The 14,131-nt window shown below is 72.8% G+C and carries 15 protein-coding genes and 1 pseudogene; 8 read left to right on the top strand and 8 right to left on the bottom strand.

Annotated elements, in window-relative coordinates; translation table 11 throughout:
• Positions 1–62: 62 nt before the first annotated feature.
• Positions 63–440, bottom strand: a complete 378-nt coding sequence (locus ABD086_RS14295; protein ID WP_343908234.1) for a hypothetical protein — start codon at positions 438–440, stop codon at positions 63–65.
• Between the two features lie 100 nt (positions 441–540).
• A complete protein-coding gene (locus ABD086_RS14290) occupies positions 541–2,577 on the bottom strand; it encodes an NAD(+) synthase (protein ID WP_343908233.1) in 2,037 nt (678 codons plus the stop codon).
• A gap of 97 nt (positions 2,578–2,674) precedes the next feature.
• Here ABD086_RS14290 and ABD086_RS14285 point away from each other — a divergent pair, with 97 nt between their 5' ends.
• Positions 2,675–3,616 (top strand): type IV toxin-antitoxin system AbiEi family antitoxin domain-containing protein, encoded by a 942-nt coding sequence (locus ABD086_RS14285; protein ID WP_343908232.1) that lies wholly within the window; start codon positions 2,675–2,677, stop codon positions 3,614–3,616.
• A 39-nt stretch (positions 3,617–3,655) separates the two neighbouring features.
• Here the strand turns inward: ABD086_RS14285 and ABD086_RS14280 are convergent, their stop codons facing one another.
• Complete coding sequence (locus ABD086_RS14280; RefSeq protein WP_343908231.1) at positions 3,656–4,405, bottom strand: class I SAM-dependent methyltransferase; 750 nt, start codon at positions 4,403–4,405, stop codon at positions 3,656–3,658.
• Between the two features lie 51 nt (positions 4,406–4,456).
• On the opposite strand from ABD086_RS14280, the gene ABD086_RS14275 reads away from it, so the two are divergent.
• Both ABD086_RS14275 and panB read left to right on the top strand, forming a co-directional pair.
• A complete protein-coding gene (locus tag ABD086_RS14275) occupies positions 4,457–4,918 on the top strand; it encodes a VOC family protein (protein ID WP_343908230.1) in 462 nt (153 codons plus the stop codon).
• A 98-nt stretch (positions 4,919–5,016) separates the two neighbouring features.
• Positions 5,017–5,871 (top strand): 3-methyl-2-oxobutanoate hydroxymethyltransferase, encoded by an 855-nt coding sequence (gene panB, locus ABD086_RS14270; RefSeq protein ID WP_343908229.1) that lies wholly within the window; start codon positions 5,017–5,019, stop codon positions 5,869–5,871.
• 10 nt (positions 5,872–5,881) lie between these two features.
• Here the strand turns inward: panB and ABD086_RS14265 are convergent, their stop codons facing one another.
• On the bottom strand, positions 5,882–6,937 hold the full coding sequence (locus ABD086_RS14265; RefSeq protein WP_343908228.1) for a hypothetical protein: 1,056 nt from the start codon (positions 6,935–6,937) through the stop codon (positions 5,882–5,884).
• A 105-nt stretch (positions 6,938–7,042) separates the two neighbouring features.
• Here ABD086_RS14265 and ABD086_RS25330 point away from each other — a divergent pair.
• The 4 genes and pseudogenes from ABD086_RS25330 to ABD086_RS14250 form a co-directional block, all read left to right on the top strand.
• Positions 7,043–7,531 (top strand): annotated as a pseudogene (locus ABD086_RS25330) (ATP-binding cassette domain-containing protein); the annotation flags it as partial.
• 33 nt (positions 7,532–7,564) lie between these two features.
• Entirely contained in the window at positions 7,565–8,722 is a 1,158-nt protein-coding gene (locus tag ABD086_RS14260; protein ID WP_425571639.1) for a PQQ-dependent sugar dehydrogenase, read from the top strand.
• Between the two features lie 51 nt (positions 8,723–8,773).
• Positions 8,774–10,033, top strand: a complete 1,260-nt coding sequence (locus tag ABD086_RS14255; protein ID WP_343908226.1) for a hemolysin family protein — start codon at positions 8,774–8,776, stop codon at positions 10,031–10,033.
• A 31-nt stretch (positions 10,034–10,064) separates the two neighbouring features.
• Positions 10,065–10,886, top strand: a complete 822-nt coding sequence (locus tag ABD086_RS14250) for an endonuclease/exonuclease/phosphatase family protein (RefSeq protein ID WP_343908225.1) — start codon at positions 10,065–10,067, stop codon at positions 10,884–10,886.
• Here the strand turns inward: ABD086_RS14250 and ABD086_RS14245 are convergent.
• The 4 genes from ABD086_RS14245 to ABD086_RS14230 are packed head-to-tail and all read right to left on the bottom strand — an operon-like array spanning position 10,873 to position 12,277.
• Positions 10,873–11,124, bottom strand: coding sequence for a hypothetical protein (locus tag ABD086_RS14245; RefSeq protein ID WP_343908224.1), 252 nt, complete (start codon positions 11,122–11,124; stop codon positions 10,873–10,875). The genes ABD086_RS14250 and ABD086_RS14245 overlap by 14 nt on opposite strands.
• Entirely contained in the window at positions 11,117–11,290 is a 174-nt protein-coding gene (locus tag ABD086_RS14240) for a hypothetical protein (RefSeq protein WP_343908223.1), read from the bottom strand. Before ABD086_RS14240 ends, ABD086_RS14245 begins: the two co-directional genes overlap by 8 nt.
• 10 nt (positions 11,291–11,300) lie before the next feature.
• Positions 11,301–11,711, bottom strand: a complete 411-nt coding sequence (locus ABD086_RS14235; RefSeq protein ID WP_343908222.1) for a tetratricopeptide repeat protein — start codon at positions 11,709–11,711, stop codon at positions 11,301–11,303.
• On the bottom strand, positions 11,708–12,277 hold the full coding sequence (locus ABD086_RS14230) for a GNAT family N-acetyltransferase (protein ID WP_343908221.1): 570 nt from the start codon (positions 12,275–12,277) through the stop codon (positions 11,708–11,710). The genes ABD086_RS14235 and ABD086_RS14230 overlap by 4 nt, the downstream gene beginning before the upstream one ends.
• A gap of 630 nt (positions 12,278–12,907) precedes the next feature.
• Here ABD086_RS14230 and ABD086_RS14225 point away from each other — a divergent pair.
• Complete coding sequence (locus tag ABD086_RS14225; protein WP_343908220.1) at positions 12,908–14,074, top strand: HNH endonuclease signature motif containing protein; 1,167 nt, start codon at positions 12,908–12,910, stop codon at positions 14,072–14,074.
• The last annotated feature ends 57 nt before the right edge of the window (positions 14,075–14,131 follow it).

Genomic DNA, 14,131 nt, shown 5'->3' with positions numbered 1-14,131 from the left:
CCAGGGCGGCGGTGGTCAGGGCGATGGTGCGGTTCATGTCTTCTCCTCGGTCTCGGGTGGGATCAACGTGCGAGCGAGGCGGTGCACGCCTCGCCCTCCTCGGGGGTCGCGGTCACGCGGAACGACGTGCCGTCGTCCTCGTTGACCGTCACGTCCACGTCGAGCTCCGCGTCCTCGTCGGTGCGGCGGTCGCCCTCGAGGACGGTGCTGCCGTCCTGCTCGACGACGACGTTCCAGGTCTCGTCGGGCGCCTCGGACTGCAGCTCGAAGGTCACCTCGAGCCCGGTGTCGTCGTTCTCCGCCGACAGCTCGTACGTGGTGGTGCCGCAGGTCCCGCGGGCGGTCTTCTCGTCGTCGCCGCCGCGCAGCGCCAGCCAGGCGCCCCCCGCGACGAGCGCGATCGCGACCACCGCGGCGACCGCGATCAGTGCCTTCTTCATCGTCTCCTCCGTCTCTGGTGTGGACGGGATGGACGATGCGGGAGGCGCCGCTAACGGCGCTCCAGCGCTCCGCTAACGGGCGGCTAAGCCGGCGGCCGGCTCACTCCTTCGGCACGTTCTCCAGCTCGGCCAGCCACGCCGCGGGGCTCGCGTCCGAGGGCATCCGCCAGTCACCGCGCGGCGACAGCGTGCCCCCGTGGCTGACTTTGGGACCGTTCGGCAGCGCGGAGCGCTTGAACTGGCTGGCGAAGAACCGCTTCACGAACACCTCGAGCCAGCGCCGGATCGTCGGCAGGTCGAACTCCACCCGGCGGTCGTCGGGGAAGTTCGGCGGCCACTCCCCCGCGTCCCGGTCGTGCCAGGCGTGCCAGGCGAGGAAGCCGATCTTGCTGGGCGGGTAGCCGTACCGGAGCACGTGGAAGAGCGTGAAGTCCTGCAGCGAGTACGGCCCGACCGACTGCTCGGTGGACTGCGGGAGCTGGTCCTCCCGGGTCGGGATCAGCTCGGGGGTGATCTCCTGGGCGACCACCTCGGCGAGGACGTCGTTGGTCTCGTCGTCGAACTGCTCGGAGCTGATCACCCAGCGGATCAGGTGCTGGATGAGCGTCTTGGGGACGCCGGCGTTGACGTTGTAGTGCGACATCTGGTCGCCCACGCCGTACGTGCACCAGCCGAGCGCGAGCTCGGACAGGTCCCCGGTGCCGAGCACGATGCCGCCGCGGTGGTTGGCCAGGCGGAACAGGTAGTCGGTGCGCAGCCCGGCCTGCACGTTCTCGAAGGTGACGTCGTAGACCTCCTCGCCCCGCGCGAAGGGGTGGCCGAGGTCGGCCAGCATCTGCTGCGCGGCCGGCCGGATGTCGAGCTCCTCGAACGTGATGCCGAGGGACTTCGCGAGGCGGGTGGCGTACGACTTGGTGGTGTCGCCGGTCGCGAAGCCCGGCAGCGTGAACCCGAGGATCTCGCTGCGGTCGCGGCCGAGCCGGTCCATCGCCTTCGCGGCGACGATCAGCGCGTGCGTGGAGTCCAGGCCGCCGCTGATGCCGATCACGACCTTGGGGCTGCCGATGGCCTGGAGGCGCTGCTCGAGCCCGGAGACCTGGATGTTGTAGGCCTCGTAGCAGTCCTGGGCCAACCGCTCGGCGTCGTCGGGGACGAACGGGAACCGGTCCACCTTGCGGCGCAGGCCGATGTCCGCGGTCGGCGGGGCGAGCTCGAACTCGACGGTGCGGAACTCCGGGGCGAGCGAGCGCCGGTTGTCGTCGAAGGTCCCGGTGCGCAGCCGCTCCAGGCGAGTCCGATCCAGGTCGAGGTCGGCGACCGCGGACCGGGGCCCGTCGGGGAACCGCTCGGTCTCGGCGAGCAGCTGGCCGTGCTCGTAGATCATCGTCTGCCCGTCCCAGGACAGGTCGGTGCTCGACTCGCCCTGCCCGGCGGCGGCGTACACGTACGCCGCCAGGCAGCGGCTGGACGCGCTGCGCGCCAGCAGGTGCCGGTCGTTGGCCCGGCCGACGGTGATCGGGCTGCCGGAGATGTTCGCGAGCACCGTGGCGCCCGCGAGCGCGGCCTCGGCGCTCGGCGGGACCGGCACCCACATGTCCTCGCACACCTCGACGTGCAGGACCAGGCCGCGCACGTCGGCCGCCTCGAACAGCAGGTCGGGCCCGATCGGCACCTCCTGGCCGGCGACCACCGTCGTCCCGCGCACGTCGTCGCCGGGCGCGAACCAGCGGCGCTCGTAGAACTCCCGGTACGTCGGCAGGTACGACTTGGGCGCGACCCCGAGGATCCGGCCGCGGTGGATCACGACCGCGCAGTTGAGGACCCGGTTGCCGTGCGCGATCGGCGCCCCGACCACCAGCACCGGCAGCAGGTCCTCGGACGCGCGGACGATCTCGTCGATCGCGTCGGTCACCGCGTCGAGCAGCGGGTCCTGCAGGAACAGGTCGTCGACGGCGTACCCGGAGAGGCACAGCTCGGGGAAGATCGCGACCGCGACCCCGTCCTCCGAACAGGCGCGGGCGCGCTCCAGGACCGCGCGGGCGTTGGTCGCCGGGTCGGCGACGCGGATGGGCACCGTGCACGCCGCGACCCGGGCGAACCCGTGGGCGTAGGCGGAGTAGAAGTCCACGAGTCGCATGTTCCCACGCGGCCGCGGACCAAGCCTGGGTGGCCGCCATCCACAGGGAGGGCGGGCGACGGTTTCGACGAGCTCGGCACGACCGAACCTCACACACGTGGACGAGATCGCCGAGGTCTTCGCGGACCAGCACGGTGTGGCAGCGCGCCGGCAGCTGATCGACTGCGGCCTCGCGCCGTCGGACCTCGCTCGCATGGTGCGGCGCCGCGAGCTGTGCCGGGTGCACCCGGGCGTGTACGTCGACCACACCGGTCCGCTCACCTGGATCCAGCGGGCGTGGGCCGCGGTCCTGTTCTCGTGGCCGGCGGCGCTGAGCCACGACTCGGCCCTCCGCGCGGTCCACGGCCCCGGACGGCGCGATGACGACGATGCCGTCATCCACGTCGCCGTCGCTCGAGGCCGCAAGGTAGTCGCGCCGGCCGGCGTACGGGTTCACCGCGTCGCGGACCTCGACTCCCGGGTGCAGTGGAACACCGGGCCGCCGCGGGTGCGCTTGGAGCACGCCGTCCTCGACGTCGCCGGTGGGTCCTCGACCGAACTGGCGGCTGTCGCCGTGCTCGCGGAGGCCTGCGGTTCGCGGCGATCGACCGCTCACCGGCTGATCACGACGCTCGCGGAACGTCCCCGACAACCGCGGCGGGTCTGGCTGGCCGGCGTCCTCGAGGACGTCGCCGGTGGCACCTGCTCGGTGCTCGAGCACGGCTACCTCCAGAGAGTCGAGCGGCCCCATGGCCTGCCTGCCGGGCGCCGGCAGGACAGCCACCGGCACGACGGCGTCCTGACCTTCCGTGACGTCGAGTACGTCGGTCTCGGGACCGCCGTCGAGCTCGACGGCCGGCTCTTCCACGACTCGACCACGAGCCGGGACCGCGATATGGACCGCGACCTGGACAGCGCCGCCGAGGACGACACCGTGACCGTCCGGCTGTCGTGGGGCCAGGTCTTCGACCGCCCCTGCCGCACCGCCGATCGGCTCGCCAGGCTCCTCACCCGTCGCGGTTGGACCGGGCAGCTGCGCCCGTGCCCGGAGTGTGGTTGATCCGATTCACCTGGTGCGTCGGATCTACCACACTCCGCCCTAGCCGCGGGCGGTCACCACCCAGGCCGTCGCGTCGACCGCGAACGGCCCGTCCGGCAGCAGCTCGCGGCAGTGGTCGCGCAGCGCGGCTCGGGCGTCGTCGTCCAGCCCCGCGACGTGGTCGCCCGCGGGCCCGACGCCGAGCGTGTACGGCTCCCACCACTCCTCGAACGACGCGTACGGGACGCTCACGGTGATCGTGCCCTCGACGACGTCGCGGAGACCGGCCTCGCGGGCGAGCGCACCCAGGTCGCCCTCCCCGGTGCCGGGCAGCGCGGCCTCGTCGGCGGCGTCCGGGTCGAGGTCCTTGACCGCGCGCCAGAACGTCGAGAGCGGCCCGCTGCTCGAGGCGTGGTTCCAGACGGTCGCACCCACGACCGGGGCCACCCGCGCCATCTCCCGCAGCCCGCCGACCGGGTCGGACATGAAGTGCACGACCAGGTTCGCGAGGGCGAGGTCGAACGCGCCGTCCTCGAACGGCAGCGACTCCGCCGTCCCCTCCCGGACGTCGACGCCGGGGCAGCGCGCCCGCGCCGCGGCCACGAACGGCGGCGACGGGTCGACGGCGGCGACGTGCTCCGGCCCGAGCCGCTCGGCGAGCCGGGCCGTCAGCACCCCCGGTCCGCAGCCGACATCGACCGCCCGCATCCCCGGGCGTACGCCGGCCAGCTCGACGAGCCGGTCGGCGAGCGGCTCGGAGTAGCGCCCCATGAACCGCCCGTAGGCGTCCGCGGCGACATCGAAGGCCATCTCCGGACTCTAGGCCGATGAATCCCGCCCGGGAAGCCGGTCGGACCGTGCATGCCCGAGATCAGCACTTGCCTGTGGTTCGACGACAACCTCATGGAGGCCGTGGAGTTCTACACCTCGGTCTTCCCGAACTCGGAGATCACCGCGGTCTCCCACTACGACGACGGCCGGGTGCTGGCCGCGCGGTGGACGCTGGACGGCCGGCCGTTCCGCGGGATCAACGGGGGGCCGGTGCACGCCGGCTTCACCGAGACGGTCTCGATCAGCGTCGACTGCGCCGACCAGTCCGAGGTCGACTACTACTGGGACACCCTGGTCGCCGGCGGCGAGCCCGACCAGTGCGCGTGGCTCAAGGACAGGTTCGGGCTGTCCTGGCAGATCGTGCCGAACCGGCTCTACGAGCTGATCTCCGACCCGGACCCCGCGCGGGCCCAGGCGGCGGCCGCGGTGATGATGACCCAGCAGAAGATCATCGTCGCCGACCTCGAGGCGGCGGCCGACGCGGCCGGGTGACCAGCGCCACAGGGTTGAACCGCGCGCTCCGGGGCTAGCCTGACGAACGGTCCGTGGACTCCATCAGGGAGCCGCGAGATGACAGTCGGGAGTGACCCATGAGCGAGGAGACCGCGCCGTACGGCACCGGCCCTGCCAAGGCCGAGGGAGCCGCGGCGATCAAGCGGATCCGCACCCACCACCTGCGCGAGATGAAGCAGCGCGGCGAGCGGTTCGCGATGCTCACCGCCTACGAGCAGTACGCCGCGCAGACCTTCGACGAGGCCGGCATCGAGGTGCTGCTGGTCGGGGACAGCGCGTCCAACAACGTGTTCGCCAACGAGACGTCGCTCCCGGTGACCGTCGACGAGCTGATCCCGCTCGCCCGGGCGGTCAGCCGCTCCGTGCGCCGCGCGCTCGTCGTCGCCGACCTGCCCTTCGGGTCGTACCAGGCCTCCCCCGAGCAGGCCTACCTCACCGCCGTCCGCTTCATGAAGGAGGCGAACGCGCACGCGGTGAAGCTCGAGGGCGGCATCGAGATGGTGCCGCAGGTCCGCAAGCTCACCGAGGGCGGCATCCCGGTGATGGCCCACATCGGCTTCACCCCGCAGTCCGAGCACAACCTCGGCGGCTACCGGGTCCAGGGGCGCGGCGACGCGGCGAAGAAGGTCGTCGAGGAGGCGCTCGCCATGGAGGAGGCCGGCGCGTTCGCGGTCGTCATGGAGATGGTCCCCGGCGACGTCGCCGGCGAGGTCACCGACTCGGTCGGCATCCCCACCATCGGCATCGGCGCCGGCCCGAGCTGCGACGGCCAGGTGCTCGTCTGGGGCGACGCGTTCGGCTTCCGGACCGGCCGGATGCCGCGGTTCGTCAAGCAGTACGCCGACATCCACGGCGTCCTCCTCGAGGCGGCCCGGGAGTACGCCGCCGACGTCAAGGCCGGCACGTTCCCCTCGGACGAGCACACGTTCTGAGCGCGCGCGGTCAGGTGCCGACCCTGGCCACGACCAGCCGCGGGCCGTCGGCGGTCCGGATGACGTAGGCGACCCGGTCGCCTCGGACGTCGGGCTGGTACGACGGCCCCGGGACCAGGTGACCTGACAGCACCGCTTCCGGGCCGCCCTCGAGCGGTGCCACCCGCAGGCCGTGTCCCGACCAGAGCACGAACCCGTCCCCGGCCCGCAGTGCATAGCCGGTGGGCTGGCGGAGCACCCGCGGAGTGGCGGCGGGGTCGCCGAGGTCGAGGGCGTGGATCTCCACCGGGTCCGCGGACTGGTGCCCGCGGTCCGCCCGCTCCGACCAGGTCAGGGTCGAGCCGTCGAGGTCGGCCTCGACCACCAGGCCGTCACGCGTCAGGCGCCGCACGCCGCCGGGTCCGCGCAGCTCGAGGTCGTCGCGGCCCAGCCCGCGCACCGACCCGCCGCCGTACCGCGAGAGGACCACCCCCTCTGGCGTGATCCCGACCAGGCTCGCGCGACCGACGCGACCCCACCGCCGCGGCGCCGAACCCGGTCGCCAGGTGTGGGCGACGCCGCCGGCCGAGCGGTCCAGCCGCCGGGTCACCCAGCCGGCGACCGCGCCGCCCGACACCGGCACCGGCGCCCAGCTCGGGGCGCCCCTCCTCGACGCTGTGAGCACCCTCCACCTGCCGCTCCGCCGGTCGACGGCGACCAGCCGCCACGCGGCGGGCGGGCCGGACGCCGACTCGCCCGGCCGCACGTCGACGACCAGGACCCGCCGTCCCATCGGCTCGACCGCGCCGATCTCGCCGCCGGCGTACGCCGTGCGATGGACGGTCTGCCGCTCTCCGCTGCCGACGTCCGCCACGACCACCGCCCGGCGGCGGTCGACCCAGGCGACGTACGACGTGCCGAGCGAGAGCATCCCGGTCCGGTCCGGGTGCACCGGCCACGACGCGAGGGTCGTGGAGGTCGGTGCCGCCGGCGGGACAGGTGCCCGGGTGGCCGCGGGTGCCGACGACTCCCGACAGCCCGCCGCGAGCGAACCGACGACGAGGACCAGGCACAGGATGCGCTTCACGCCGCTGGGACGCCGCAGGAGCCTGCGCGGTTGCTGACATTCGTCATGGTCGAGACGTGACGACGGGCTGAGGCCCGGGGGCCGGCGCGCCGACAGGCTGGGGCCATGACCTCCACCAGCACCCTCACCCGGACGGCCGCGGTCGAGCTCCGCGGGGTGACGAAGTCCTTCGGCGACGTCCACGCCGTCCGCGGGATCGACCTCGAGCTCGAGCAGGGCGAGATCGTGGCGTTCCTCGGTCCGAACGGCGCCGGCAAGACCACCACGATCGACATGGTGCTCGGCCTGTCGCAGCCGACGGCCGGTACGGCGCGGGTGCTCGGCCTCGAGCCGCGGCACGCGGTCGCCCGCGGGCTGGTGTCCGCGGTGATGCAGACCGGCGGGCTGCTCAAGGACCTCACCGTCCGCGAGACCGTCCGGTGCACCGCGAGCCTGTTCGCCGACACCCGCCCGGTCGACGAGGTGCTCGCGAACGCCGGCATCGCCGGCCTCGCCGACCGCCGCGTGGCCAAGTGCTCGGGCGGTGAGCAGCAGCGCCTGCGGTTCGCGATGGCGCTGCTGTCCGACCCCGCCCTGCTGCTGCTCGACGAGCCGGATGGTTGTGAGCCCGCTGGGTACGTTGGCGGCATGCGCAGGATCGTCCTCGGCACCCTGGTCGCCCTCACCGCAGCCCTCGTCCCCCCGGTCGCGCAGGCACAGCTGCCGGCCGCGCACCGGGCTCCCGGGTTCCCCTCGCTGCACGTGAAGCGGCTCGTCACCGGCCTCGACCATCCGTGGGACGTGCGGCCGGTCGGCCACGGGCGACTGCTGTTCACCCAGCGCGACCGGGCCACGCTGTCGCTGTGGGACGGCGAACGGGTCCGCACGGTCGAGGGATTCCCGACCGACTCGGTCTGGGTGTCCGGCGAGACCGGGCTGATGGGCCTCGAGACCGACCCCGACTTCGCGACCAACCACGTCGTCTACACCTGCCAGGGCGGCTTCACCACCAGCGGCCACGACGTCCGCGTCATGCGCTGGACCCTGAACGGCAAGCTCACCGCGATCACCGCGAGCAAGGAGCTGCTCGGCGGGCTGCCCACCACGACCGGTCGGCACGGCGGCTGCCGCCTCCTCGCGCTGAAGGACGGGTCGCTCTTCGTCGGCACCGGGGACGCCGCAACCGGCACGAACCCGGAGAACAAGAAGTCCCTGGGCGGCAAGACCCTGCGCCTGAACGCCACGACCGGCCGGCCGTGGCCGAACAACCCCTTCCACAAGTCCGACAACCGGCGGAAGCGCTACGTGCAGACCTTCGGCCACCGCAACGTGCAGGGCCTGGCGCTGCGCCGCGACGGCACCGGCGGGGTCTGGTCCATCGAGCAGGGCACCTACCGCGACGACGAGGTCAACGTCCTGCAGAACGGAGGCGACTACGGGTACAACCCCGTCCCGGGCTACAACGAGGACGTCCCGATGACCGACCACTCCCTGCCCGGACGCCAGATCAGCGCCGTCTGGCGATCCGGAGACCCGACGCTCGCGACCTCGGGTGGCGACTTCGTCTACGGCCAGGGCTGGGGCGCGTACGACGGCACCCTGGCGGTCGCGGCGCTGAAGGCGGAACGGGTCCTGTTCCTCACGCTGAAGCCGACCTCGGATCTCGAGAGCGTCCGGGTGCCGCCCGCGCTGAAGAAGTACGGCCGCATCCGCACCGTCGTCGACGGCCCCGGCAACGTCTTCTACGTGACCACCGACAACGGCAACGGCGCCGACGTGATCCTGGCGGTCCGGCCGGGCACCTGATCGCCGCTTGATCCGACCGGTCATGCTGGTGCTCCCCGACCAGGAAGTGCCGTGGACACCCAGACGATCGTCAACCTCGCCCTCGTCGTTGCCTTCATCCTCGTGGGAGGGGTGTTCGCCGGCACCGAGCTCGCGCTGGTGTCCCTCCGCGAGGGACAGATCAACGCGCTCGAGTCGCGCGGCCACCGCGGCCGGCGCGTCGCCGCGGTCGCGCGCGACCCGAACCGGTTCCTGGCCGCCGTCCAGATCGGCGTCACCGTCGCCGGGGTCTTCTCGGCGGCGTACGGCGCCTCGACGCTGGCGCCCGACTTCGCCCCGGCGCTCGGGCGGCTGGGCCTCGGGGACGACGCGGCCGAGACCGCGGCGCTGATCCTGCTCACGCTGTTCATCGCGTACCTGTCCCTGGTGCTCGGCGAGCTGGTGCCCAAGCGGCTCGCCCTCCAGCGCGCCCAGGGCGTCGCGCTGGCGGTGGGCGCGCCGCTGGACCGGTTCGCGGTGCTGATGCGGCCGGTGGTCTGGCTGCTGTCGGTCTCGACCAACGCGGTCGTCCGCCTGTTCGGCGGCGATCCGTCGGCGACGTCGGAGGAGCTCAGCGACGAGGAGCTGCGCTTCCTCGTCGACCGGCACGCCAGTCTGGCCGTGCACGAGCGGAAGATCCTCGCCGACGTGCTCGACGTCGGCGAACGCTCGCTCGGCGAGGTGATGCGACCCCGGCGCGACGTCGCGTTCCTGACGGCCGACACGACCGTCGCCGAGGCGGTGGAGGCGGCGCGCACGCTGCCGTACTCCCGATTCCCCGTGATCGGCGACGGGCTCGACGACGTCCGCGGGTTCCTGCACGTGCGCGACCTGCTCGGCGCCGATCCCCGGACCAAGGTCCGCAAGCTGATGCGCGACATCGGACACCTGCCGGCGACCAACCGGGTGCTGCCGGCGCTGGCGCGGATGCGCGCCGGTGGGACCCACATCGCCGTGGTCGTCGACGAGTACGGCGGCACCGACGGCATCGTCACCCTCGAGGACCTGGTCGAGGAGCTCGTGGGCGAGATCCGCGACGAGCACGACGCGGCGGTCGCCGAGGACACCGCCGGCGAGGTCGACGCCGGCCTGACGATCGAGGCGTTCGCGGAGCGCACCGGCATCCCGCTGGAGGACGGGCCCTACGAGACCGCGGCCGGGTACGTCGTGCACCGGCTCGGCCGGCTCGCCCGCTCCGGCGACCTGGTCGTGGTCGGCGACCACGAGCTGGAGGTGGCGGGCGTCGACCGGCACCGGATCACCCGGATCGCGGTGCGACCCAGGACGCCCTAAAGTCCCCGCGGGCGGGCTCCGATGACCTCTCGTGCTCTCTCGGATCCTCCTCGTCCTGCTCGCCCTGGCCGCGCCGCTCGTCCCGACGGCGGCCCACGCCGCCGACGGCCGGCGGCAGGTCACGGTGGCGTCGTTCAACGTGCTCGGCGCCGACCACACCGACGGGCGGCACCCGCGCCGGGGCTTCGACGAGTCGCCGGCGCGGCTGGACCGGGCGATCAAGCTGCTGCGGCGTACCCACGTCGACCTGGTCGGCTTCCAGGAGTTCCAGCGGCCGCAGTACGACCGGTTCCTCGCGAAGGTGGGCGACCGCTGGGGCGTGTACGCCGGCGCGGAGTGGGACACCGACAACTCGATCGGGTGGCGGCTGGACCGGTTCGAGCTGGTCCGCGGCTGGTCGGTCCCGGTGCCGTACTTCCACGGGAACCTCCGCTACATGCCCGTGGTCGAGCTGCGCCTCCTGCACACGAAGCGGCACGTGTTCGTGATGAACACCCACAACCCCGCCGACACCCGCGGCAACGCGGCGGCCTGGCGCGCCGAGGCGGTGCGCACGGAGCGCGCGGTCACCCGGAAGCTCTCGAACCAGGAGCACGCGCCGGTGATCATGACCGGCGACATGAACGACCGGGCGGCGTTCTTCTGCCCCTTCACGCGGAACGGCGTCATGCACTCGTTCATCGGCGGTCGGCACCGCAACGGCGGGGACTGCGAGCCGCCGGCGTCGATGGGAGTCGACTGGATCCTCGGCAACCGGTACGTCGACTTCGGCGCGCCGCGCATCGACCGCTCGGCGCTGGTGGAGGCGACCACCGACCACCCGCTGGTGAGCTCGCGGGTCACCCTGCGCTGAGCAGGGCGACCACGCCGACCCAGACCAGCAGCGCGACCACGGCGACGCCCGGCACCCAGCGGGGGCGCGGCGTCCACCACGCGCGGGCGACGACGAACAGCGCCACCCACACCAGGACCAGCAGCACGACCACCCACCACGGTGCGAACAGCACGCTCGCGCCGTACAGGAAGAACGCGCAGGCCATCCCGGCCATGCCGACGAACGGCCAGGGCGAGACCTCGGCGCGCTCAGTCATTCCACTGGGGGTCCTCGTCCCACTCCTGGTTGCGCTGCTCGGCCTTCTCCAGCGCGTGCTCGGCCTCGTCGCGCGTGGCGTAGGGCCCCAGTCGGTCGATGGGCGGGCACACGTCCTCACCCTGCTCGACCCGGTGGTGCTTGACGCAGAACCAGAAGTCGCTCATGCACCGGACCTTAGTCGGCGAGCAGCCTCTCGACGCGCAACGCGGCGAGCCCGTGGTCCGGGTCTCCGCTCATCGCCGCCGCCAGGCGCAGGTGCGGCAGCGCCTCGGCGTACCGGCTCTGGCGCTCCAGGCAGCGGCCGAGCGCGTGCCGCGACCAGTCGTCGGAGGGGTTCTCCTCGACCAGCCGGGTGAGGTCGGCCTCGGCGCGCTGGAGCTGGGCGCGCATCAGGTAGGCCCAGGCGCGCATCGTCAGCAGCCCGGTGTTGTCCGGCTCCACCTCGAGGGCGGGCTCCAGCACCTCGAGCGCCTCCTTGGGCGCCCGACGGGCGAGGAGGTCGAAGGCGGTCTGGTAGGCCGACTCGGGGGCGGACTGGCCGGGGAAGATCACGGCGGGGGCCTGGATCTCGACGTTCTCGTTCACGGTTCTTGAACAATGGTTGAGGTCTGCGGATTCCCCAGCGGCTCGTCGTGCAGGATGCGCTGGAACAGCACGTGGTCCTGCCACTTCCCCGCGATGAACAGCAGGTTCTCCGCGACGCCGAACTCCTCGAAGCCGGCGCGCTGCAGCACCGCCTGGCTCCTCGTGTTGTGCAGCAGGGTGCCGGCCTCGACGCGGTGCAGGCCGATCTCCCGGGCGCGCTCCACCGCGAACGCCACCATCTCCGTGGCGAGGCCCTTGCCGAGGTGCTCGTGGTCGAGCCAGTAGCCGAGCGTGCAGCTCTGCAGCACGCCGCGGACGATGTTGTCGATGTTGACCCGGCCGGCCACCACGTCGCCGTACCAGAGGACGAACGCGTGCCGCCGGTCCTCGGCCGTCGCCTCGAGCTGCTTCGCGACCTCCTCCGCGTGCCCCTCGTCGGTGAAGAACCGCTCCGGCCGCGCCGGGTCCCACGGCGCCAGGTGCTCGCGGTTCCGCCGGTACGCCGCCGCCAGGGCCGCGCTGTCGCCCTGCCGCAGGGGTCTCAGCTCGTATCCGTCGGGCAGCACCTGGTCAGGCTAGCCCGGGGGGTGCGCTGGTCGAGCTCGTCGAGACCCCGCACGGCGTCACGGTGGTCGAGGTGCGAAGGCGCGCTAGCGCCTGAGCCTCGAAACCACTCCCGCGCCCCTCGGCGTGGGCCCGGCCCGGTGGTCGAGCTCGTCGAGACCCCGTACGACGTCGCGGTGGTTGAGGTGCGAAGGCGCGCTAGCGCCTGAGCCCTCGCAACCACCACCGCCCCTCAGTGCCGGCCCGTGACCCGGTGGTCGAGCTCGTCGAGACCCCGTACGCCGGACGCGGCCCGGTGACCGTCACGGTGGTTGAGGTGCGAAGGCGCCCCGGCGCCTGAGCCTCGAAACCACCCCCGCCGGGGTTGATGCCCGCCACGCACCGTCCGCCCGGGTTGCGACCGACGAAGACGAACGATGTGGTCACCGTGGTCGGGGGTTGCGGTGGCTGGTTGCGGCCGCCTCCCGGCTCACGGTCCGTCCGGGTCGACCGTTGTGGTCACCGCCGGCGAAGAGACCTTGCGCAGCGCTGACCAAGATTTTACCTTCCGAATTTCGGGAAGAGGCCCAGAACCCTGTGGATACCGGGGTTCTGGGGGTCTGAGTGTCGGTGGCGGGTGCTTGAGTGGAGTCGTGATCGAGATCGACAGCACTCACCAGCCGCTCGTGGTCGAGGACCTCGACGCGGACTGGCTGCTGGCGCTGTGCGAGGACACCGCGGCCGAGTCCCGGCGGCTGGAACGCAAGCGGTTGCGGCTGGCGTTGCAGTGGGCCCGGATGCACCCCGCGGACCCCGACGACGCCGCGAAGGGGCACGTGGAGACCGTCGGCAGTGCCGGCACCCCCGCGGTGGAGGAGTGGTCCACCGAGTCCCTGGCCGCAGCCCTGGGGATCACCACGCACGCGGGCCTGCAGCTGGTCTCCGACGCCCTCGACCTGGCCTACCGGCTCCCGCGCCTGTGGGCGCGGGTCGAGGCGCTCGAGGTGCCCGGCTGGCGGGCCCGCCGCATCGCGCAGGCCACCTGCGGGCTCAGCGCCGCCGACGCCGCCGCCGTGGACGCGCTGCTGGCGCCGAAGGCGGATCGGTGCGGGGTCCGGGCCATCGACCAGGCCATCGCCGAAGCCACCGGAGTCGTGGAGCAGACCGAGCAGGAAACCCTCGACCGGTCCAAGTGGGACGTGGAGCTGTTCCACGGCCCAATGACAGGACCCGGCCGGTGGGCCGGGACCTCGACCATGGTGATCACCGGCGACACCTTGGACCTGACCCGGTTCTACGACCTCATCAACACCGAAGCCACCCGCATCGAGACCGACGACCCGATCGGGGTCCGCCGCGCCATGGCCGTGGGCAACCTGGCCCGCCGGATGGGCGGCGACCAGCCCCCGCGGGTCCGGCTGTACGTGCACGCCGACCTGGCCGACCTGCTCGACGACACCATCGGCACCGGCGGCAACGGCTGGGTCGAGCGCCTCGGCCCGCTCACCATGGCCCGGATCAAGGACTGGGCCGGCCACGCGGCGGTCACCGTGCTCCCGGTCCTGCGCACCGACCGCGACGACGCCGTGGACCAGCACGACCCGCCCGCCTGGATGCGGGAGCTGGTGATCCTCCGCGACCGGCACTGCGTGCACCCCCACTGCCAGACCGACGCCCGAGCCTGCGACCTCGACCACATCACCCCCTGGCCACTCGGACCCACCACCCCCACCAACCTCGCGCCGCTGTGCCGGCGCCACCACCGCGCCAAAACCCGACGACGATGGCACTACCGGCGAGAACCCGACGGCTCCTACTGAAGCGCCCCAGGTTCTCTGCCGCTCCTATGCGGGTTGCGGCTCTCGGTTGAGGGTCGC

It is taken from the genome of Nocardioides aquiterrae (assembly GCF_039526625.1).
In the GTDB taxonomy this organism is placed as follows: domain Bacteria; phylum Actinomycetota; class Actinomycetes; order Propionibacteriales; family Nocardioidaceae; genus Nocardioides; species Nocardioides aquiterrae.
Note: the sequence above shows the minus strand (reverse complement) of the source record. Positions and strands in the feature narration are given on the sequence as shown.